Origin of the sequence: Pseudomonas sp. GD03903 (genome assembly GCF_029840045.1) — a bacterium.
In the GTDB taxonomy this organism is placed as follows: domain Bacteria; phylum Pseudomonadota; class Gammaproteobacteria; order Pseudomonadales; family Pseudomonadaceae; genus Pseudomonas; species Pseudomonas pseudonitroreducens.
Window position 1 is genome coordinate 41,306 of sequence record NZ_JAOCBT010000002.1, and the last position, 20,279, is coordinate 61,584.

At 65.5% G+C, this 20,279-nt stretch carries 16 protein-coding genes; 6 read left to right on the top strand and 10 right to left on the bottom strand.

What is annotated here, in order from left to right:
- Positions 1-45 precede the first annotated feature (45 nt).
- The 6 genes from N5C91_RS02710 to N5C91_RS02735 form a co-directional block, all read right to left on the bottom strand.
- The gene (locus N5C91_RS02710; protein ID WP_081517641.1) at positions 46-618 is read right to left on the bottom strand and encodes a hypothetical protein; all 573 of its coding nucleotides are present in this window, start codon (positions 616-618) and stop codon (positions 46-48) included.
- A gap of 86 nt (positions 619-704) precedes the next feature.
- On the bottom strand, positions 705-1,451 hold the full coding sequence (locus N5C91_RS02715) for a transporter substrate-binding domain-containing protein (protein WP_279827746.1): 747 nt from the start codon (positions 1,449-1,451) through the stop codon (positions 705-707).
- A gap of 1 nt (position 1,452) precedes the next feature.
- On the bottom strand, positions 1,453-2,127 hold the full coding sequence (locus N5C91_RS02720) for a lysoplasmalogenase (RefSeq protein ID WP_279827749.1): 675 nt from the start codon (positions 2,125-2,127) through the stop codon (positions 1,453-1,455).
- Between the two features lie 107 nt (positions 2,128-2,234).
- The gene (locus tag N5C91_RS02725; protein WP_236171896.1) at positions 2,235-2,630 is read right to left on the bottom strand and encodes a protease inhibitor I42 family protein; all 396 of its coding nucleotides are present in this window, start codon (positions 2,628-2,630) and stop codon (positions 2,235-2,237) included.
- Positions 2,631-3,191: 561 nt separating this feature from the next.
- Positions 3,192-5,591 (bottom strand): endopeptidase La, encoded by a 2,400-nt coding sequence (lon, locus tag N5C91_RS02730; RefSeq protein ID WP_236171894.1) that lies wholly within the window; start codon positions 5,589-5,591, stop codon positions 3,192-3,194.
- A 119-nt stretch (positions 5,592-5,710) separates the two neighbouring features.
- The gene (locus N5C91_RS02735; protein ID WP_236201414.1) at positions 5,711-6,517 is read right to left on the bottom strand and encodes a helix-turn-helix transcriptional regulator; all 807 of its coding nucleotides are present in this window, start codon (positions 6,515-6,517) and stop codon (positions 5,711-5,713) included.
- Positions 6,518-6,616: 99 nt separating this feature from the next.
- Between N5C91_RS02735 and N5C91_RS02740 the strand changes: the two genes are divergently transcribed.
- On the top strand, positions 6,617-7,480 hold the full coding sequence (locus N5C91_RS02740) for an ATP-binding protein (protein WP_279828216.1): 864 nt from the start codon (positions 6,617-6,619) through the stop codon (positions 7,478-7,480).
- Positions 7,481-7,483: 3 nt separating this feature from the next.
- Here the strand turns inward: N5C91_RS02740 and N5C91_RS02745 are convergent, their stop codons facing one another.
- Complete coding sequence (locus tag N5C91_RS02745) at positions 7,484-9,532, bottom strand: TonB-dependent receptor (protein ID WP_279827761.1); 2,049 nt, start codon at positions 9,530-9,532, stop codon at positions 7,484-7,486.
- Positions 9,533-9,780: 248 nt separating this feature from the next.
- Here N5C91_RS02745 and N5C91_RS02750 point away from each other — a divergent pair, with 248 nt between their 5' ends.
- Together N5C91_RS02750 and putP are read left to right on the top strand one after the other, a co-directional pair.
- Positions 9,781-10,530, top strand: a complete 750-nt coding sequence (locus N5C91_RS02750; protein WP_236171887.1) for an AraC family transcriptional regulator — start codon at positions 9,781-9,783, stop codon at positions 10,528-10,530.
- 786 nt (positions 10,531-11,316) lie between these two features.
- Positions 11,317-12,834, top strand: a complete 1,518-nt coding sequence (gene putP, locus N5C91_RS02755) for a sodium/proline symporter PutP (RefSeq protein ID WP_279827765.1) — start codon at positions 11,317-11,319, stop codon at positions 12,832-12,834.
- Positions 12,835-13,017: 183 nt separating this feature from the next.
- Here the strand turns inward: putP and N5C91_RS02760 are convergent, their stop codons facing one another.
- Both N5C91_RS02760 and N5C91_RS02765 read right to left on the bottom strand, forming a co-directional pair.
- Positions 13,018-14,214 carry a sugar transporter gene (locus N5C91_RS02760; protein ID WP_279827768.1) on the bottom strand — a complete coding sequence of 399 codons (1,197 nt, stop codon included), beginning with the start codon at positions 14,212-14,214 and terminating at the stop codon, positions 13,018-13,020.
- A 159-nt stretch (positions 14,215-14,373) separates the two neighbouring features.
- Positions 14,374-15,288, bottom strand: coding sequence for a LysR substrate-binding domain-containing protein (locus tag N5C91_RS02765; RefSeq protein WP_279827771.1), 915 nt, complete (start codon positions 15,286-15,288; stop codon positions 14,374-14,376).
- 139 nt (positions 15,289-15,427) lie between these two features.
- On the opposite strand from N5C91_RS02765, the gene N5C91_RS02770 reads away from it, so the two are divergent.
- Genes N5C91_RS02770 through N5C91_RS02780 form a run of 3 tightly spaced genes read left to right on the top strand, consistent with a single transcriptional unit; the run spans position 15,428 to position 16,643 of the window.
- Complete coding sequence (locus tag N5C91_RS02770) at positions 15,428-16,066, top strand: NAD(P)H-dependent oxidoreductase (RefSeq protein WP_279827774.1); 639 nt, start codon at positions 15,428-15,430, stop codon at positions 16,064-16,066.
- On the top strand, positions 16,066-16,374 hold the full coding sequence (locus N5C91_RS02775; RefSeq protein WP_279827777.1) for a multidrug efflux SMR transporter: 309 nt from the start codon (positions 16,066-16,068) through the stop codon (positions 16,372-16,374). The genes N5C91_RS02770 and N5C91_RS02775 overlap by 1 nt, the downstream gene beginning before the upstream one ends.
- Before the next feature lie 47 nt (positions 16,375-16,421).
- On the top strand, positions 16,422-16,643 hold the full coding sequence (locus tag N5C91_RS02780; RefSeq protein ID WP_045209791.1) for a VF530 family protein: 222 nt from the start codon (positions 16,422-16,424) through the stop codon (positions 16,641-16,643).
- Between the two features lie 285 nt (positions 16,644-16,928).
- Here the strand turns inward: N5C91_RS02780 and N5C91_RS02785 are convergent, their stop codons facing one another.
- Positions 16,929-19,946, bottom strand: a complete 3,018-nt coding sequence (locus N5C91_RS02785) for a transglycosylase domain-containing protein (protein ID WP_279828217.1) — start codon at positions 19,944-19,946, stop codon at positions 16,929-16,931.
- Positions 19,947-20,279 lie beyond the last annotated feature (333 nt).

The window sequence follows — 20,279 nt, forward strand, 5'->3', positions numbered from 1 at the left end:
TTGTAGCCGAGGCGCGAAGTGCGCCCAAGCGTCAGCCGATAAGGGTCACTTGAGCTGGTCGGAGAAGTATTCGCCGGCGCCCTGCAGCGGGCCGAGGGGGTTCTTCTTGTCTTCCATGCGGCGGATATTCGGCTCGCCGTTGCTGGTCTTGTGCACCACCACGTCATCGATCAGCACGAACACCGGGCGGAACGACCAGCCCTGCACCTGGCGGCGCTTGCGGAAGTTGAAGATGTCGGCCCAGAAGCTGCCGACGCGCTGGCTGTCGGTCTTGTTGAAGTCGAAGGCGTACCCCACGCAGCGGTCCTTGGCCTGCAGGCAGGTCACCAGGCCGTCAGGCAGGTAGTCGATGGGGATATTCGGCTGCACGAAGAGCAGGCGCACGTCGATGAACGACAGCATCTTGGCATTGCCCTGGGACAGCGGATCGAAGCCCAGCGCGTAGAGCTGCGACTTGGTGGTCTTGCCAGGGTCAACCTGGTTATAGCGGCTCTGTGCATCCTGGTAATCCAGGAATGGTGATTGCACTTCCGCGCGTTCGCTGGGCAGCAGGCTGCCACAGGCCGAGAGAGTCAGGCAGGCTCCCAGCAACAACATCGAGCGAACTACTGCACGCATGGAGCTCCCCTTTTCCCAGTCTCTTATGATTGATCTATAGCCGATGACAGAGGGCTCTGCCGGACTTTTCTCACGCCTTCGCAGGACTAGTCAACGGCGATGCCATAACCCTGCATCAGGGGCTTCCACTGGTCGTTGCGGCGCAGCTCGCGCAGGCCTTCGTCGAGGTCGCTCAGGCGCTCCTGCACACCCTCCAGGCGCGGATTGAGAGCAACGTACATAGGGCGTTTATCGGCGAGCTCGCCGACGGCTTTAATGCTCCCCGACAGGCCATGACGGTGCAGGTAGTGTTCGACGATCTGGCTGTCCTCGAGCAGCACCGTGATGCGCCCCAGCAGTAGTTTCTGGATATTGCGTTCGAGCACTTTCTCGCCGCTGAGTACCTGCACCTGTTCATGGTTGGAGAGGTGCTGGTCGCGCCAGGCGTCGAGTTCCCTGCCGTACGAATAACCCTGCGCCAGGCCGATGGACTGGCTGCTCAGCGAGGTCGGGCCCTGCCAGGTCCAGGGGTTGTCCTTGCGTACATAGAAGCGCATGGTCACCCAGCCGATGGGCTCCTCGCCGATCAGCAGTTCCTCGGACTCTTCGCTGTATGCGCCGACTACGCCGTCGACCAGGCCTTCGCGAGCCATCTGCAGGGCGCGCGGCCAGGGCAGGGGTTCGAACAGCGGTGGTTGCGGCAACACCTGGCCGAGGGCTTCGAGGAGGAAGCCGGGCTTTTCCGGATTGTCCGGGCAGAGGTAGGGGCACCAATCGTCGCCGGCCAGGCGCAGGGGCTCGGCGCTGGCCAGCGCCGAGCAGAGGAGCAGCAGCGGTGAAGCGATTCGCAGCATGTCAGGCCCGGGAAGTGGTTTGTCCTTCCGAGTATGGCAGAGCGATATGACGGGATGTGACCGAAGCGGCGATACCGAACTGGCCGAGCCAGTAGGTGAGCATGATGGCGTAGGAGGAGCCATCGAAGGCGGCGACGAAGCGGCTGAAGCCGATCATCGAATCGGAGCTGACGAACAGCAGTGCGCCGAGGGCGGCGAACATGCGGCTGGCATTGGCGATCGAGGACACGCCAAGTCGGGCAATGGCGCGCCAGAGCATCGCGCTGATGGTCAGGCTGTACAGTGCAATGGGTAGCAGCAGGGGGCCGAGGCCACGGCTGTAGAGCAGGGCGAACAGACCGCCGCCCAGCGCACCGGCAACCAGCAGGCCGAGCGGGGCGAAACGGCGGCTGTCGCCCAGGTAGGCGACGAGGTAGGCCAGATGCGCGAGCAGGAAGGCGGCCAGGCCGGGGACGAAGGCATTGATCGGCCATTCCAGCAGGATGTCGCCGAGCATCGACAGCACCAGGCCGATGGCGACCCAGCGGCGATAGCCGTCTGCAGGGGTGCCGAGGATCCAGAACAGCATGGCCAGCACCGGCAGCGGTTTGCACAGCATGCGGAGGATGGGCAGGTCGAAGGTCACGGCAAACAGGTAGGCGGCACCGCCGATCAGTGCCAAGAGTGCCCAGCGCATGGGGATCCCTCCCGAGGAAATGAACGCCCACTGTGCCGCAGCGCCGCGCCCGGCCTACAGGCCGAAGGCGCCAGCGCGAGCGGCTTATGGCGCCGGGTATCGCCGCATTACTTCACGGCGATGGGGCAGACGAAAGTCTGCGCGGGGGCGACTTCTGCTTCCCAGGGCCGGCGGTAGGCCAGTTCCAGGGTGTCTTCGCCGGCGGCGGTCACGCGGAAGCGCCAGGTGGATTCGCCGGCGCTGCCGACCAGGCCTGCGTCTTCCGGGTTGCTGTAGACCTCCGGTCCGAGGGCGCGCAGCAGGCCGTTGGCGGCGTTGCGCAGTTCCCAGCGGAAGCCGGTGGTGGGGTTGCTCGGCAGGATCAGCACAAGCTCCTGGCCGGTGTGCAGTTTCAGTGGTTTGCAGTCGCTGGCGTCTTCCAGGGTGACCACGGGTTTGCTCTGTCCGGCGCAGCCGGCGAGCAGGGCCAGGGTGAGGGGCAGCAATGGGCGGTACGACGGCATGACGGCTCCTGGGAGGGGACAGGTTGGGCCGCAGGATAACGCAATCGGGCTTGAAGCGGACTTTGTCCGTTTTGTGCGTGTTTGGGGTTGGGAGTTTCTGCGCCGCTTTTGCGTGTGTTGAGAGATTTTATTTCGCCCCCTCGGGCGAGTTACTTCTTCCAAACGCCGAAGAAGTAACCAAGAAGGCTTGCCCCTCCATCCGGTTTTTCGCTTAGGCGAAAAATACCCTCGTTGAAGCGGAGTTTCAGGGGCACGCCACGACGGGCCATCCCTGGCCCATCGTGGCTCTCGCGACATCCATGTCGCTCAACCCCTGAAACCCCGCTTCAACGAGGCCTCCTGAAAGGGGCAGTTCGGAGTGTGTGGTGGTTTCTCTGGAAGTCTCTTACTAGCCAAAGCCGAGGCAGAGGAGATAAAGCTTTTCGTAGGAGCGAGCTTGCTCGCGAACCTGGCCTCGCAACGGAACGTGTTCGCGAGCAAGAACTAGGCGTCCCCCTCGCTCCTACAGGTCGAATCCGCTGCAGGAGCGTGGCATGTCCGCGATCAGCCGGACGCAGCCAGTCAGCCGGGGAACAACACCTTCGCCACATCCCCATAGCGTTTGGCAAAGTGCACCGTCAGCCCTTCCTTCAGGTACTCCGGCAGTTCCTCGAAGTCGCCGCGGTTGGGCTCGGGCAGGATCAGCTCGAAGATCTTCTGCCGGCGCGCCGCGATGACTTTTTCGCGCACCCCGCCAATCGGCAGGACCTGTCCGGTGAGGGTCAGCTCGCCGGTCATCGCCACGCCCTTCTTCGGCGCCTGCTTGCGCGCCAGGGACAGCAGGGCGCTGGCCATGGTGACGCCGGCGCTGGGGCCGTCCTTGGGCGTGGCGCCTTCGGGCACGTGCACGTGGACGAAGGCCTGGTCGAAGAAGGTCGGCTCGCCACCATACTTCTTCAGGTTCGAGCTGATGTAGCTGTAGGCGATCTCCGCCGATTCCTTCATCACGTCGCCCAGTTGCCCGGTCAGCTTGAAGCCGCGGTTCAGCGTGTGGATGCGCGTCGCCTCGATGGGCAGGGTCGCGCCGCCCATGCTGGTCCAGGCCAGGCCGGTGATCACGCCGACGCCGGAGAGCACCTGCTCGGTACGGAACACCGGCATGCCCAGGTACTCCTCGAGGTCCTTGGCACCGATCTTCACCGTCGATTCGGGATTCTCCAGCAGCTTCATCACCGACTTGCGTACCAGCTTGCCGAGCACTTTCTCCAGCTGGCGCACGCCGGCTTCGCGGGCGTACCCCTCGATCACTGCACGCAGGGCAGCGTCGTTGATCGATACGCGGTTCTTCGGCACGCCGGCCTTTTCCAGCTGCTTGGGCCACAGGTGGCGCTTGGCGATGGCGAGCTTTTCCTCGGCGATGTAGCCGGACAGGCGAATGACTTCCATGCGGTCGAGCAACGGGCCGGGGATGGAGTCCAGGGTGTTGGCGGTGCAGACGAACAGCACCTTGGACAGGTCCAGGCGCAGGTCCAGGTAGTGGTCGAGGAACTCCACGTTCTGCTCCGGATCGAGCGTCTCCAGCAGCGCCGAGGCAGGGTCGCCCTGGTAGCTGCTGCCGAGCTTGTCGATCTCGTCGAGCATGATCACCGGGTTCATCACCTCCACCTCTTTCAGCGCCTGCACCAGCTTGCCGGGCAGGGCGCCGATGTAGGTGCGGCGATGGCCCTTGATCTCGGCCTCGTCACGCATGCCGCCCACACTGAAGCGATAGAACGGCCGCCCCAGGCTCTCGGCGATGGACTTGCCGATGCTGGTCTTGCCCACACCGGGCGGGCCCACCAGCAGCACGATGGAGCCGGCGATCTCGCCCTTGAAGGTGCCCACCGCGAGGAATTCGAGGATGCGGTCCTTCACGTCTTCCAGGCCGGAATGGTGGCGGTCGAGGACCTTGCGCGCGTGCTTGAGGTCGAGCTTGTCGACGCCCATCAGTCCCCACGGGACGGAGGTCGCCCAGTCGAGGTAGTTGCGCGTGACGGCGTACTCCGGCGAGCCGGTCTCCAGGATCGACAGCTTGTTCAGCTCTTCGTCGATGCGCTTCTTCGCCTGCTCGGGCAGGACCTTGCCTTCGAGGCGCGCGCGGAATTCGTCGGAGTCGGCGCTCTTGTCGTCCTTGGTGATGCCCAGCTCCTGCTGGATGATCTTCAGCTGTTCCTGCAGGAAGAACTCGCGCTGGCGCTCGCCGATCTTGCGATTCACCTCGGCAGACAGTTCCTTCTGCAGGCGCGCGACTTCCACTTCCTTGCGCAGCAGCGGCAGCACCTTCTCCATGCGCTTGAGGATCGGCACGGTATCCAGCACGCCCTGCAGCTCGGCACCGGGGGCGGTGGTCAGCGCCGCAGCGAAGTCGGTCAGCGGCGATGGGTCGTTGGGGTTGAAGCGGTTGAGGTAGTTCTTCAACTCTTCGCTGTACAGCGGGTTGAGCGGCAGCAGCTCCTTGATCGCATTGATCAGGGCCATGCCGTAGGCCTTCACCTCATCGCTGGGGTCGCTGGGGGTGTGCGGATACTCCACCTCCACCAGGAAAGGCGGGCGATGGCGCTTGATCCAGCCGCGGATGCGTACGCGCGACAGGCCCTGGGCGACAAACTGCAGCTTACCGCCCTCGCGGCTGGCGTGGTGCACGCGCACCAGCGTGCCGTGCTCGGGCAGGCTGTCCGGGTCGAAGTGGCGCGGGTCGTCCGGCGGATTCTCCATGAAGAACAGCGCCAGGCTGTGGTGCTCGGTCTTGGCGACCAGTTCCAGCGTCTCCGCCCAGGGCTCCTCGTTGACGATCACCGGCAGGACCTGCGCCGGGAAGAAGGGCCGGTTGTGGATCGGAATGACGTAGACCGTGGTCGGCAGGTTCTGCCCCGGCAACACCAGCCCGGTGTTGCTGACCTCTTCGGCGCTATGGATATCGTGAATCTCGTCGTGGTCGCTCATGAGGCACCTGACTGATTGAACATGACAGTCTAGATGGGGAAACCGGCTCGGGGTTTCAATCCCATGCTGCTGCAGGATGTGTCTGGAGCATGTTGCGGCCGATTGTGTCCGACTTGAGCTTACGAACGGATTAGCGGGCGCGGGCGCAGGAAATCACTGGGAGGCCGGCCGAAGTGGCGGCTGAACATCGCGCTGAAGGCGCTGGGCGTGCTGTAGCCGACTTCCAGCGCCACGTTCAGCACGCTCTCGCCCAGGGCCAGGCGTTCCAGCGCGGCCAGCAGGCGTGCCTGTTGCCGCCATTGGCCGAAGGTCAGCCCGGTTTCGCGGGAGAACCAGCGCTGAACCGTCTTGCTGTCCACGTTCAGTTTCGCCGCCCACTCGTCCAGGCCGGCGTTGTCGCCGGGCTGCGCCTGGATGGCCTGGCACAGCGCGCGCAGGCGCGGATGGGCGGGCAGCGGCAGGTGCAACGGCAACATGGGGTCTTCGCGCAGCTCGTCCAGCATCAGGCCGAGGACGCGCCCGTCGCGGGAGTCCGGGGTGACCTCGCCACTGATCGACAGCGCGGCCAGGATCAACTCCCGCAGCAGCGGCGAGACTGCCAGCACACAGCAGTCCGGCGGCAGGTGCGGGGCGCTGCCCGGCTCCACATAAAGCGTGCGTACCTGCACGTCGCCGACCATCCGCGTCCAGTGCTCCACGCCGCCGGGTATCCACAGGCCGCGGTTGTCCGGCACCACCCACTGGCCGCTGGCGCTGCCCACCACCAGCACGCCGCGCACGGCATAGAGCAACTGCGCGCGATGGTGGCTGTGTGCGGGCACCTGATGGCCGTCGGGGAAGTCCAGGGCAATGGCCGCCACCGGGCTGGCGGCCCGTTCGTCGCCGTGGTTTTCCGGCAGTTGGCCTGCGGTGTCCTTTTTGCGCATGTGGGTGCCTGTTTGTCGTTAGACGACCACTTTCCTTCATCGCTAGGCTGCTGAACAGTCCCCATCTGCCCTGATGATCCTGCTATGACCGAACTTTCCATGAACGCACTGGCCTCCATCACCGAGCAACTGGCCCGCATTGCCCGGCTGCTTGAACAATCCCTGCCTGCGCGCCCCGAGTTGGCGTTGGCGGAGGGCGCCATCGCCCACCTGTGGGAATACCGCCAGGGCCAGCCGCGCCTGACGCCGGTGATCGAGCCGGCGCTGATCGCCTTCGATGACCTGCGCAATGTCGACCGGCAGAAGGCGCTGATCGAGCAGAACACCCGTCAGTTCGTGTCCGGCCGCCCGGCCAACAACGTGCTGCTGACCGGCGCCCGCGGCACTGGCAAGAGTTCGCTGGTGAAGGCCTGCCTGCATGCCTTTCATGCCGAAGGGTTGCGCCTGATCGAGGTGGACAAGGAGCATCTGGCCGACCTGCCGCAGATCATCGACCTGCTGCGCCAGCGCCAGGAGCGTTTCATCCTGTTCTGCGACGACCTGTCCTTCGAGGATGGCGAAACCGGCTACAAGGGCCTGAAGACCGTGCTCGACGGCTCGGTGGCCGGGCAGTCCGGCAACGTGCTGATCTACGCCACTTCCAACCGTCGCCACCTGCTCGCCGAGCGTGCCGAGGACAACCTGTCCTTCCAGCGCAGCGAGAGCGGCGAGTTGCACCCGGGCGAGGCGGTGGAGGAGAAAATCTCGCTCTCCGAGCGCTTCGGCCTGTGGATATCTTTCTATGCCTTCAGCCAGGAGCAGTACCTGGAGGCAGTCGCCCGCTGGCTGCAATACCACGGCCTGGGCGGCATAGCGCAGGAGGAGTGGGAACAGGCGGCGATCCGCTGGGCGACCCATCGCGGGTCGCGGTCCGGGCGGATCGCCGCGCAGTTCGCCCGGGATTACGCCGGGCGTCGGCCTTAGCCTTTAGAAGGCCACTTTTACCCCCGCCTGGATACCACGCCCGCCAGCCGGCACGCTGTCTCGCAGGATCGAGCTGGCGTAGCGCACGGTCTGGTTGGTCAGGTTCTCGCCCTTGACGAAGGCCAGCCAGCGGCTGTCGCCCAGGTCGAAGCGGTAGCCGAGGCTGGCGCCGAGGGTGGTGTAGCCGTCGGTGCGCAGTTCGTTCTCCGGCACGCGGTTCTGGTCGGCAGCGTATTCCACGTCGAGCCGCGCCTGCCACTGCTGCAGTTCCCACAGCAGCGCGCTGTTCAGGCGCAGCGGGGCGATGCGCGGCAGGGCTTCGCCGGTGTCCTTGTTCTTGGCGCGGGTGTAGTCGCCGGACAGTTCCAGGTCGAAACGGCCATAGGGGCTGTCCAGCAGGTGGATGCGATCCTGCGCCTCGACGCCATAGAAGTCTGCCTTCACGCCACTGTAGAGGTATTCGGGCAATGCCTCGTCGTCGCCAGCGCCCACCACCGCGCCTTCCTCGTCGCGGTAGCGCCCGCTCGCCAGCAGGCCGATGTAGTTGGAGAAGCGGCTGTAGAACACGCCGACGCTGCCTTTGTGCCGGCCGCTGTCGAAGCGCAGGGCGAGGTCGGTGGACACGGCTTTTTCCTTGCTCGCGTTCGCGTCACCCACTTCATAGGTGCCGGTGGCCGCGTGAGCACCATTGGCGTACAGCTCGTAGAAGGTCGGCGCGCGTTCGGTGTAGGCCAGGGTGCCAGCCAGTGACCAGACCGGCGTCAGCTTGTACACCGCGCCCGTGGACAGGCTGCCCGCGGTGAAGCTGCGTGAACCGTCGTTCTCGGCGAAACGTTCATTGTCCTTGGCGTTCGGCTCGATGCGCGTGTGCTCGGCGCGGCCGCCCAGGTTCAGCGCCAGGCGCTCGGTGGCCTGCCAATTCTCCAGGAAGAACAGCGCGGCGCTGTCGGTCTCGGTATGCGGCACGAAGGCCTCTTCGCCCAGCGCCGAGAAGCGACTGTTGGCCACTTGCGCGCCGACGATGCCTTCAACCGGGCCGATCGGTTTGTGCCGCGCCTCGATGCGCGCCTCGTAGCCGTCGTTCTTGAAGGTGGTGCCAGTCTCGCCGTCCTCGATTTCCTTGTGCTGGTACTCGGTGTAGGCCGCGTCCAGCTTGACCGAGCTGAAGGGGCCGTCGAGGTCGCGGATTTCCGAGGCGAAGGCGTAGCGGTCCTGCTGCATCTTCAGGCGCACGTCGTCCTCGGCGGGCGATCCATAGTTGCCGTCGTAGCCGCTGTAGGACAGCCCCGCATAACCGTGATCCCAGTGGTAGCTGCCGCCGATGGCACCGCTGTCCTGGCGGCCGTCGCTGTTGTTCACGCGGTGCTTGGCGTCGTCACCATCGGTTTGGCGTTGGCGCGCGGAGTGAGCGTAACCGGGAATGCGCAGGTCATTGAACTCGCGGGAGCCGGCATCGAGGTGCAGGGCGAAGTTGCCGTCGCCGGCTTCGAGCGCGCCGGCGGCACTGCGGGTGGTGTCCGCGCCGCCGTAGCGCAGCTCGCCCTGGCCGTGGATACCGTCCACTGGTTCGCTGGGGATGCGGTTGTCGAAACTGTTGACCACGCCGCCGATGGCGTTGCCGCCGTAGAGCAGGGCGGCCGGGCCGCGCACGACTTCGATGCGCTCGACCACGTTGGGGTCTTCCGGCACGGCATGGTCGTAGGACAGCGACGAGGCGTCCAGCGCGCCCACGCCATTGCGCAGGATACGGATACGGTCGCCGTCCATGCCGCGGATCACCGGGCGGCTGGCGCCGGGACCGAACCAGGTGGAGGAAACGCCCGGCGTGCCATTGAGGGTTTCACCCAGGCTGCCTTTCTGCCGCAGGGTCAGTTCATCACCCGTCAGCACGCTGCTGGGAGCAGCGGGGGAGGCATCACCCAGCGGGTTGGCGGTGATTACCTGTGGCTCCAGCTCGGTGGGGGCGGCATCGGCCAGCGAGGGTGCGCCGGCGCACAGGGCCAGGCCCAGCGGTGCAAGGCGCCAGCGCGGGCGGGGAAGGAATGGGGGCATGACGAACTCCTGGTTTTCTTCTGGCAAAGCGAACCCCTCCCTCGTGGTCAGGGATGCGCCAGGCGGCGGGGAAGGGGCTATGGGGAAGCGTTATTTGTTATAACATAACATATCTGTTGGTTAGCAAGACTTTCTGGCTTAGATGCTTTGTTGCTTTTGCTTCTTTGCAGTTGCGCCGGGTTGCACCTTTCGGCTGGGCAGGCTGAACGAAATTTCGTACCATGCTCAAAATTTGATCAGTTTGCGCCATGTTCGATACCCGCCTCGCCACGCTGTCCGACCAGACCGACCAGCACGCCCATGACCATCACCAGTTGGTGATGTCTCTGAGCGGCCGCGCGGAATTCGAGATCGGCGGCGCCGCTGGTGAGGTTTGCCGCATGCGCGCCTGCCTGGTGCCGGGGGATATCGACCACGAGTTCGCCGGGCTCGGTGATAACCGCATGCTGATCGTCGACCTGAATGAAGCCGGCACCAGTGAGCAGGACCGCGAACTGTTGGCGCGGCTGTTCGAGGTGCCGCGCTACCCGACCCTGGATGCAGATTTCCAGCACCTGCTCAGCTACGCCGGAGCGGAGATCGCCCGCTACGGCGATGACCCGTTGCTCGCCCGTGCCCTGGGCGGTGTTTTGCTGCGTGCATTGCATCTGCGACTGTTCGGCGAGGAGCGTGCGCCGCGCAACGGGCCGCTGGATCTGCAGCGGCTGGACGGCTACATCACCGATCATCTTTCCCGGCGCATCACCGTGGCCGAGCTGGCGCAGGTTGCCTGCCTGAGCCCCAGCCACTTCCATGCGCAGTTCAAGGACCGCGTCGGTCTAACGCCGCACCAGTATCTGTTGCGCCAGCGTCTCGACCGTGCCGCGCGGCTGCTGCGGGAAACCGACCTGCCGCTGGTCGGGGTGGCCGGCGAGTGCGGTTTCTCCAGCCAGAGCGCGCTGACCACGGCAATGCGTCGCTACCTGGGATTGACCCCGGGCAGCCTGCGGCGCAGCTGATTTCGTTAGCCTGCGCCGGCCTGATTGCTGATCGAATGGTCAATTGTCGGCCTGTGGGGCCGGAGTCTTTTGCAAGAACTCCAGAGCTTTCAGCAAGAATTCCTCAGGGTGCAACCCATAGAGTCCGCCCACCGCGTTGCTGGTGTTCCAAGGTGCAACCCGGTCAGACCAAGAACAACAGCCAGCTCGATACGCGGGAGGGGCGCCATGCCCATCACCGGTTCTGTCTTTGCCTGTCGCGCGCCTGCACCTGGCCGCGTCACTTCCTTCACGGCCCGGCCTGCAGCGCCTGCCCGTGGCCTCGCGCCGTCACCGGTCGGACCGGTGCAACCGCATCGCCTGCTTTCTGTACAATCCGCGCCCTCGCGCGCCGGCCACTCCCTGCCGCTTCTTCATGCGTGCGTGTGCTCAATTTCAGTTACTGCCGACGAGCTTCGTCGCCAGCCCCGTATTGTGCGGCTGGGGAGAATTCGTCGGGAGCGGGGCGCCCACTTCGGCGCCTGAAGGATGACCGGGCCTGGCCCGGGAAACGGCCCGCACCTCGCTTACCGGCGAAGGCGGGACGGAAGTCGCCGTGGTGAGACGGCGGCTGCAGGAAGACGCCAGCAAGGACGAGGGCGTGCCTGCGTCGGGATGCGTAGCGGTTCGGTGCCTGTTTGGCATCACGCGCAACCCGGTTTGCCTGTGAGCAAGCGCTAACCGGCCGGCGTCAACCATGCCGGCTGCCAGTCAAGGGTTCGCGATACCCCGCGAGCCTGGATAAAAACAAGCTGTAGGGGAGTCCCCATGAGCGTCAACACGCCAACACTGATCACCTTCGTGATCTACATCGCGGCCATGGTTCTGATCGGCTTGGCCGCCTATCGTTCGACCAACAACTTCTCCGACTACATCCTCGGTGGCCGCAGCCTCGGCAGCTTCGTCACTGCGCTGTCGGCTGGTGCCTCGGACATGAGCGGCTGGCTGCTGATGGGCCTGCCGGGCGCCATCTACCTGTCGGGCATCTCGGAAAGCTGGATCGCCATCGGCCTGATCTGCGGCGCCTACCTGAACTGGCTGTTCGTCGCCGGCCGCCTGCGCGTGCACACCGAGCACAACGGCAACGCCCTGACGCTCCCGGACTACTTCAGCACCCGCTTCGAGGACAACAGCCGCATCCTGCGGGTGATCTCCGCGCTGGTGATCCTGGTGTTCTTCACCATCTACTGCGCCTCTGGCATCGTCGCTGGCGCCCGCCTGTTCGAAAGCACCTTCGGCATGTCCTACGAGACCGCGCTGTGGGCCGGTGCTGCCGCGACCATCGCCTACACCTTCGTCGGCGGTTTCCTGGCGGTGAGCTGGACCGACACCGTGCAGGCCTCGCTGATGATCTTCGCGCTGATCCTCACCCCGGTGATCGTGCTGTTCGCCACCGGTGGCGTGGAACCGACCTTCGCCGCCATCGAGCTGAAGGACGCCGCCAACTTCGACATGTTCAAGGGCGCTTCCTTCGTCGGCGTGCTGTCGCTGATGGCCTGGGGCCTGGGCTACTTCGGCCAGCCGCACATCCTGGCGCGCTTCATGGCCGCTGATTCGGTGAAGTCGATCCCGGCTGCCCGCCGCATCTCCATGACCTGGATGATCCTCTGCCTGGGCGGCGCCGTCGCCGTGGGCTTCTTCGGCATCGCCTACTTCCAGGCGCATCCGGAACAGGCTGGCGCGGTGGGCGAGAACCACGAGCGCATCTTCATCGAACTGGCGAAGATCCTCTTCAACCCGTGGATCGCCGGCGTGCTGCTGTCCGCCATCCTCGCCGCGGTAATGAGCACCCTGAGCTGCCAGCTGCTGGTGTGCTCCTCGGCGCTGACCGAAGACTTCTACAAGGCCTTCCTGCGCAAGAACGCCAGCCAGCTTGAGCTCGTCTGGGTCGGTCGCGCCATGGTGCTGCTGGTGGCGCTGGTGTCCATCGCCCTGGCTGCCAACCCGGAAAACCGCGTCCTCGGCCTGGTGTCCTACGCCTGGGCCGGCTTCGGTGCTGCCTTCGGTCCGCTGGTGCTGTTCTCCGTGCTGTGGAAGGGCATGACCCGCAACGGCGCGCTGGCCGGCATCATCGTCGGTGCGGTCACCGTGATCGTCTGGAAGCAGTTCGGCTGGCTCGGCCTGTACGAGATCATTCCGGGCTTCATCCTCTCCAGCCTCTCCATCGTGGTGTTCAGCCTGATCGGCTCGGCACCGTCGAAGGCGATGATCCAGCGCTTCGAGGAAGCCGAGGCGGAATACGCCGAGGCCACTCAGCCGGCCGGCACTGCCGTGACCAGCCGCTGATCCTGCGCTGAATGAAAAAGGCCGCGCTCCCGCAAGGGGCGCGGCCTTTTTCATTGGGGCTCTTTGTAGGAGCGAGCTTGCTCGTGAATTCGCCCGACACCCATGGCATCAAGGGGGGTGCGAGCAAGCTCGCTCCTACAGGTCTTCGCTCCTACGCTATTCGGTGAGTCCGGCGTGTGGCGATTAATGCGAGGTGTGCCCGCCACTCATCGCCGCCGCATAGCGCCAGCAGGCGAACAGGCACAGCAGCAGGCCGACCACTGCCAGCGCGCCGCCGACATAGCCGATCCATTCCAGCCCCATGCCCACCGCCACGCGGCTGCCCAGCAGCGCACCGCCGCCGATACCGACGTTGTACAGGCCGGAGAACATCGCCATCGCAACGTCGGTGGCATCGTGGGCCAGTTGCAGCACCTTGGCCTGCAGCGCCAGGCCGAAGCAGAGGATCGCCGCGCCCCAGAACAGGCTCAGGCCCAGCAGCGCCGTGGGCGAGTGCGCCAGCGGCATCAGCAGCAGGAGCGAGCCGCCAAGCACGGCGATGGCCAGGCACGGGAAGGCGCGCGGAAAGCGTTCGCTGTAGCGGCTGAAGAGGATCGAACCGAACATTCCGGCGCCGCCGAACAGCAGCAGGAGCAGGGTGGTCTGCTGGCTGTCCAGCGCGGCGATCTCCCGCGCGAACGGTTCGATGTAGCTGTAGGCGGTGAACTGCGCGGTGATCACCAGCACGGTGAGCACATACATCGACACCAGCGCCGGGCGGCGCAGCAGCAGCGGCAGGCTGCGCAGCGAACCGGAGTTCTGGCTCGGCAGCAGCGGTAGCGCGCGGGCCAGCCAGAGCACGACGAGTACCGAAACGCCGGCAATTGCCAGGAAGGTGGTGCGCCAGCCCATCGCTTCACCCAGCACGCGGCCCAGTGGAATGCCCAGCACCATCGCCAGGATGGTCCCGGTGGCCAGCAGGCCGAGGGCTTTCGCCTGCTGCCCCGGCGGCGCCACGCGCACGGCGAGCGAGGCGGTGATCGACCAGAACACCGCGTGGGCGAAGGCGATGCCGAAGCGGCTGATCATCAGCACCGTGAAGTTCCAGGCGAAGCCGGAGAGCACGTGGCTGACGATGAACAGGCAGAAGATCACCACCAGCAGGCGGCGGCGTTCCATGTTGCGGGTCAGCTGCATCAGCGGCAGCGAGGCCAGCGACACGACCCAGGCGTAGAGCGTGAGCATCAGCCCGGTCTGTTCCGGGCGCATGTCGAAGCTGCGGCCGATGTCGCTGAGCAGGCCCACCGGGACGAACTCGGTGGTGTTGAAAATGAAGGCGGCGATGGCCAGGGCGATGACGTTCAGCCAACTGCCGGTACGGGTGTCTTGCGCGGTTGTCATGGGAATCCTGAGGTGAGAGGGGGCTCAGGCCGTGCCTTGGGATCACGCAGGGGCGTGTCGCGGGCAAAGAAGAATTGTTGTTGCGGCGGAGTGCAATTCTAACCACGCATCCCGCTCCGCGCACGGCAAAGGGACGCCTGCGCGGGCGCAGCGGCAGGCTCAGGCGGCGTTGTCGATCAGCGGATCAGCCGCCTGCGCCGCTTCCTCGGCCAGCCAGTCGAGGAACGCGCGCACTGGCGGATGGCGCTCGCGCCCTGGCACGCACAGTGCGGTATAGCGGGCACCGGGCACGTTGATCTCCGGGCGATACGGCACCAGCAGGCCCTTCTCCACACACTCGGATACCAGCAGCGAGCTGGCCAGTACCAGGCCCTGGCCGGCGATCGCCGCCTGCAGGGCGTAGAACTCCTCGTCGTACTCGCGTTGCACGGCGCAGGTCAGCAGGCATTCCTCGCCGGCCATCTGGCACCAGGCCTTCCAGCCGCGTTCGTAGAGCTCGGAATTGTGCCAGCGCACGCTGATCATCTCCGGTACTTCCACGTCGGCGCTGGCCACCAGCGCTGGCGCGCCATACACGGCGAAGCGTTCGGCCAGAAGGAACTGGCTGTGCATGCGCGGGTAGTCGTTGAAACCGTAACGAATCGCCAGGTCGACGCTGGCGTCCTGCTGCAGGTCGAGCAGTTCGCACTGGCTGTCCAGGCGCAGGCGGATATGCGGATGGCGCGCGTAGAAACGGCCCAGGCGCGGCACCAGCCAGAGCGCAGCGAACGCGGGGGTGGTGGAGATCGTCAGGCTGCTGGCGCTGCGCTGCGGGCGCAGGCTGTCCACCGACTGCGAGACCTCCAGCAGCGCACCGTGCAGGCTGCGGAACAAGCGTTCGCCGGCCTCGGTCAGGCGCACCTGGCGTGGCAGGCGCTCGAACAGCGGCAGGCCCAGCCATTCCTCCAGCGCGCGGACCTGGTGGGAAACCGCCGTGGGCGTCACCGCCAGTTCCTCGGCGGCGGCCTTGAAGCTCAGCTGGCGCGCAGCGGATTCGAAGGTGCGCAGGGCGGGAAGCGGCAGGTTGGCGAACATTCGGTGCTCCATGGATGAGTTGAATTCATCTGGAGGGAAATTCCCTCAGTTGTCCGTCTTTCCACCTGGAAATAGCTTAGGCAGCAATTGGAGGCCAATCAGGACCTTCGCAGTGTACACCTCAAGCAAGGAAAGACAGATGAACAGAGTTCTTGCCATTCACGCCAGCCCCCGCGCCGATCGCTCCCATTCCCGCCGCCTGGTGGAGGGTTTTCTCGCCGCGCTGCCGCAAGCCGAGATCACCCGCCGTGAAGTTGGCCGCGCGAACCTGCCGCATGTCAGCGAAGGATTCATTGCTGCCGCCTTCCACCCGCTGGGTGAACAACGCCCCGCCGAGTTGCAGGCCGAGTTGGCACTGAGCGATGAATTGGTCGACGAACTGCTCGCCCACGATCTGCTGGTGATTTCTGCGCCGATGTACAACTTCAGCGTACCCAGCGGGCTGAAGGCATGGGTCGACCAGATCGTCCGTGTCGGCCGCACGGTCGATCTGCTCGTGAAAGATGGCGAGGCGGAATACAAACCGCTGGTCACGGGGCGAAAGGCGTTGATCATCACCAGCCGTGGTGGTGCAGGCATGGGGCCAGGCGGCGCACTCGAATGGATGAATCATGCCGACGTCTGGCTGCGTGTGGCCCTGGGCTTCATCGGCATCCACGATGTGCAGGTGATCGCCGCCGAAGGCGAGGAGGGCAATCCCGAAGCCTTCCGCGCGTCCTATCAACAGGCTGAAAAGGCCCTGGCCGATCTCGCCGAGAGCGAGTGGGCGCGTGCGTGATGGCCTGGGCCATGCTGATGGTGGCCGCGGTGTTCGAGGTGATGTTCGCGGTGTCGATGAAGTACGCCGAGGGCTTCACCCGGCCGCTGCCCACCGTGGTGACGGTATTCGCGGTGATCGGCGGGATCTTCTTCCTCACCCTGGCGATGCGTCAGTTGCCGGTGAGCATCGCCTACCCGGTCTGGACCGCCATTGGCACGCTGGGCACGGTGTTCTTCGGCTTCCTGCTGCTGGGCGAGGCGCTGACCCTGACCAAGCTGGCGTCGGTCGCCCTGATCATCGCCGGTGTGGCCGGGCTGCGGGCCTGATCGCTTGGTGTTAAGGTGCCGCGCATTCCCCGCACGACGACACCGACATGACCGACAAACCGAAGAATCCGCTGCACGGCGTGACCCTGGAAGCCATCCTCAACCAGCTGGTGGCGCAGTACGGCTGGGACGGGCTGGCCAAGCGCATCGACGTGCGCTGCTTCAAGAATGACCCGAGCATCAAGTCCAGCCTGACCTTCCTGCGTCGCACGCCGTGGGCGCGGGAGCAGGTCGAAGCGTTGTATGTGAAGAGCGTGCAGGGCAAGTAACAGAGCGGCTCTTCGTAGGAGCGAGCTTGCTCGCGAACCTGGCCAGTTGCCCATGGCATGAAGCGGTTCGCGAGCAAGCTCGCTCCTACAGGTTCAGGCATCTGGGCTATCCCCTCACCCCAGCCCTCTCCCCAGGGAGAGGGAGCCGTTCGGTACCCTGGATACAAACCGAGTCAGCCGGACAGCGCAGCAATGCCAGAGCACTCGGGACAGTCATCTCTCCCTCTGAGCGTGGCGCGCAGCCAGGGCTAGGGTGAGGGGCGAAGCGGTTCCATGCAGCAGCGCCTACCGCCAACTCACCCGCAGATTATCCAGGCGCTCCTGGCAGCCGGTGCTGATCCCCGGCTCCAGGTAGCTGGTCAGCAGCGGCGCCATGCCCTTGAGCACCTGCACCGGCAGCGCCGAGGTGAACTTGAAGTTGTCCGACTCGCTGCCGGCCACGTAGGCGGTCAGCGTGCCGAAGTGGCGCGGACCGATATAGAAGACGAAGGTCGCCGTGCGGTTCATCGCCTTCGAGCTCTTCACCCAGCCACTGCGGGTGACGCTTTCGATGCGGTTATCACCCGTGCCGGTCTTGCCGCCCATCACCAGCGCATTGCCATCGGCCAGCTTGAAGGTGCCGGACAAGCGCCGCGCAGTGCCCGCGTCGACTACCTGCGACAACGCGGTACGCAGTGCCTGGGCGACCTCCGAACGCATCACCTGGCGGCCATTGCCGGACTCCGGGCCAAGGGTGACTTCGTAGGGCGTGGCGGCGGCGAAGTGCAGGCTGTCGATGCGCAGGGTCGGCAGGCGCACACCGTCGTTGAGGATGATCCCCATCAGCTCCGCCAGCGCCGCCGGGCGGTCGCCGGAACTACCCAGTGCGGTGGCCAGTGACGGCACCAGGTGATCGAACGGATAACCCAGGCGCTTCCACTGTTCGTGCAGGTCGAGGAAGGCCTCGACCTCCAGCATGATGCGGATGCGTTTATCGCGGGCGTACTTGTGCCGCGACTTGAACAGCCAGCCGTAGACTTCCTTGCGCTCGGCACTGCTGGCGGCCACGGCATCGGCGAAGGTCGCCGCCGGCTGGCGCTGCAGGTAGCCCAGCAGCCACAGTTCCAGCGGGTGCACGCGGGCGACATAGCCCTGGTCATTGAGGTCGAAGGCGCCCGGTCCGTAGCGCGTATACAGATCCTCGATGCGCTTGTCGGTGAGCTTGTCGCCGGCGTACTTGCCCTGCTTCAGGCGATCCTGGAGGAAGGCGGCGAAGGTCGGGATATCGGCCTGCGGTTGCAGGTAGCGGTGGATCGCCGCCAGGCGCACCGGCCAGGCGCGCAGGCCATCGAGGAAGGTGGTGAGGCGCTCGTCGTTGTCCTTGCCCTTGTACTTCTGCCAGAAGCGCAGCAGGTAGACCTGGCTCTCCTTGTCGACGAAGCGGTCGAGGTAGTCCTGCCGGCGCGGGTCCTTGTCGTCGGCCAGCACGGCTACCTTGCTGCCCTCGTTGGCGTAGATGTCATGGCGCACCAGGTCGCGCAGCAGGCGCACGAAGGGCAGGTTGATCGATTCGCGCAGCGCGTCCTGCAGGGTCGGGATGCGGCCGTTGTCCTCCTTGCGGAAGTTGCTGAAGGTATGCACGCCGCCGCCGGTGAAGAAGCTTTCATAGGGGCTGGCGGAATACTTGCGCTGCAGCGCGGCGGCGAGCATGTCCGGCAGGTTGCGGTCCTTGGCGGCGATCAGGTAGTCGATGGACCAGCGGCTGAGAATGTCCAGCGGTTCGATATCCACCTTCTTCAGTTCGGCGGCGCTCATCGCTGCGTATTGGTCGTGAAGGTCGGCGATGGTTTCCAGGTAGGTGGAGAGCACCCGCAGCTTGGCGGTGGAGCCCAGTTCCAGCTTGCTGCCTTCGTTGATGTCGAAGGGCTGCTCGGTGCTGTCGGTCTGCACGCGCACACGGTTGCCACTCGGGGTGCGTTCGAACAGGGTGAAGCTGTAGCGCACGTCCCTGGTCTTGTCCCTGGACAGCAGGTGCTCGCCGAACAGACCGATCTGCTCGGCGAAGTCCGGGTCGGACAGGTGCCGCAGGTAGCCGGTGACCTGCTCCTGCAACTCATGCTGCAGGGTGGTGGTGAAGCTCATGTCGAAGCGGTCGAGGTCGTACAGCGGCACGTCGAGCATGCCGGCCAGGCGGGTGCGCGCAAGACCGATGCCCTTGTTGTTTTCCAGCGGGGTAAAGCTCGGCTCGCTGCGCGGATCGCGGAACGCCAGCTTCTGCTTGAGCGCCGCATCGCGTAGTTCCGGGGCGATCACGTTGTTCTGCGCGAGCAGGCGCAGGTAGCTGTCGGTCAGCACGGCGAGCTGGTCGCGACCACGGGCGAGGTACCAGGAAGGTCGGCGGTGGGCAATCATCAGCGACACCACCTGACGCAACGCCTTGCCCTGCGCGGCCAGCTCCGCGCCGGAGGCGGGGGGAGCATTGAGCAGCTTGTTGACCTGCTGGTAGTCGGCGCCGTACCAGATCCACAGGCCGTCGGGCAGGCCGCTGACTTCGCCGTAGCCCGGTTGCGCCGAGAGCGGCACCGAGTTGAGGTAGGTGAGGGCGACGTTGCGCCGTGCGGCCATGTTCTCCGCACCGTTCTGGTAGGTGCGTACGCTCGCCGATGCCATCTGCCGCAGCTTGTCGGTAATGGAGTTGGTGCGGCCATCTTCGGAGTGGCGGTATTTCTCGATCTGCGTGGCCAGGGTGCTGCCGCCGGGGGCGTGGTTGCCCAGGCCGACCAGCTTGCCCACCTGCGCCACCGAGGCCTGGGTGAAGCGACTCCAGTCGATGGCCGGGTTCAGGTAGGGGCGGTCGGGATCGAGCAGATCGCGGTTCTCGATGAACAGCAGGCTGTTGACGATGGCCGGCGAGATGCTCTCGAAGTTGGCGTATAGACGCTGCGGATAGCGGAAGTTGTAGATCGGCAGGCCGCGGCAGTCGGCGATGTCGACGCCGGCCTGGGCCTTCTCCGGGTAGGGCGGGAACATGCCGTGGCCGGTGTACTGCAGCAGCGGATCGGAGAAGCGCGCCTGGCTCAGGGTGACGAAGTTGCGCTCGTGCAGGCGGCTCAGGAAGGTCGGCAACTGCTGATAGCCCAGACGCCGGTCGAAGGGGCCGCCTTGTGGATACACCACATCGTCGCTGCTGCCCTGTTCCAGGCTCCAGGTCAGGCCGCTGGCGTAGCGTGCCAGCTCGCGCGCCTGCAGCTTGGAGGTGCGCGCTTCGTAAAGCAGCGCAGCGCCCATCGCGGCAAGCAGCGGCAGGAGAAAGAGAAACAGGATCAGGAAGCGGTGATGGTGGACTTTCTGCGGGGAAATACCGGGCCCCAGACGTCCCGGTTGACCTGCTGCTTGCGTACCGGAATGCTTCGAGTTGCCCATCTTCACGCCCTGCCCATGCTCAACGGCGAGGTTCTGTTGGCGTCTCGAGGTAGGCCGTGGTTCTGCGCAAAGGTGGCGACGTCGCAGACACGGCGAAACGCCAACAGGCCCTCAGGTCAGCGGACTCCGCCCACGTGATGGCCGACGCCCCTCCCGGCGCCGCGAAAGCCCCGTCCCAGCGGCTTTCCTATTCTCCAGCGTAGTCGGCGGCGGAAAATCTGCGCGCCGCAAGGC

Coding starts and splice junctions, on each gene's coding strand:
- N5C91_RS02710 (WP_081517641.1), bottom strand. CDS start 618: ATGCGTGCAGTAGTTCGCTCGATGTTGTTGCTGGGAGCCTGCCTGACT.
- N5C91_RS02715 (WP_279827746.1), bottom strand. CDS start 1,451: ATGCTGCGAATCGCTTCACCGCTGCTGCTCCTCTGCTCGGCGCTGGCC.
- N5C91_RS02720 (WP_279827749.1), bottom strand. CDS start 2,127: ATGCGCTGGGCACTCTTGGCACTGATCGGCGGTGCCGCCTACCTGTTT.
- N5C91_RS02725 (WP_236171896.1), bottom strand. CDS start 2,630: ATGCCGTCGTACCGCCCATTGCTGCCCCTCACCCTGGCCCTGCTCGCC.
- lon (WP_236171894.1), bottom strand. CDS start 5,591: ATGAGCGACCACGACGAGATTCACGATATCCATAGCGCCGAAGAGGTC.
- N5C91_RS02735 (WP_236201414.1), bottom strand. CDS start 6,517: ATGCGCAAAAAGGACACCGCAGGCCAACTGCCGGAAAACCACGGCGAC.
- N5C91_RS02740 (WP_279828216.1), top strand. CDS start 6,617: ATGAACGCACTGGCCTCCATCACCGAGCAACTGGCCCGCATTGCCCGG.
- N5C91_RS02745 (WP_279827761.1), bottom strand. CDS start 9,532: ATGCCCCCATTCCTTCCCCGCCCGCGCTGGCGCCTTGCACCGCTGGGC.
- N5C91_RS02750 (WP_236171887.1), top strand. CDS start 9,781: ATGTTCGATACCCGCCTCGCCACGCTGTCCGACCAGACCGACCAGCAC.
- putP (WP_279827765.1), top strand. CDS start 11,317: ATGAGCGTCAACACGCCAACACTGATCACCTTCGTGATCTACATCGCG.
- N5C91_RS02760 (WP_279827768.1), bottom strand. CDS start 14,214: ATGACAACCGCGCAAGACACCCGTACCGGCAGTTGGCTGAACGTCATC.
- N5C91_RS02765 (WP_279827771.1), bottom strand. CDS start 15,288: ATGTTCGCCAACCTGCCGCTTCCCGCCCTGCGCACCTTCGAATCCGCT.
- N5C91_RS02770 (WP_279827774.1), top strand. CDS start 15,428: ATGAACAGAGTTCTTGCCATTCACGCCAGCCCCCGCGCCGATCGCTCC.
- N5C91_RS02775 (WP_279827777.1), top strand. CDS start 16,066: ATGGCCTGGGCCATGCTGATGGTGGCCGCGGTGTTCGAGGTGATGTTC.
- N5C91_RS02780 (WP_045209791.1), top strand. CDS start 16,422: ATGACCGACAAACCGAAGAATCCGCTGCACGGCGTGACCCTGGAAGCC.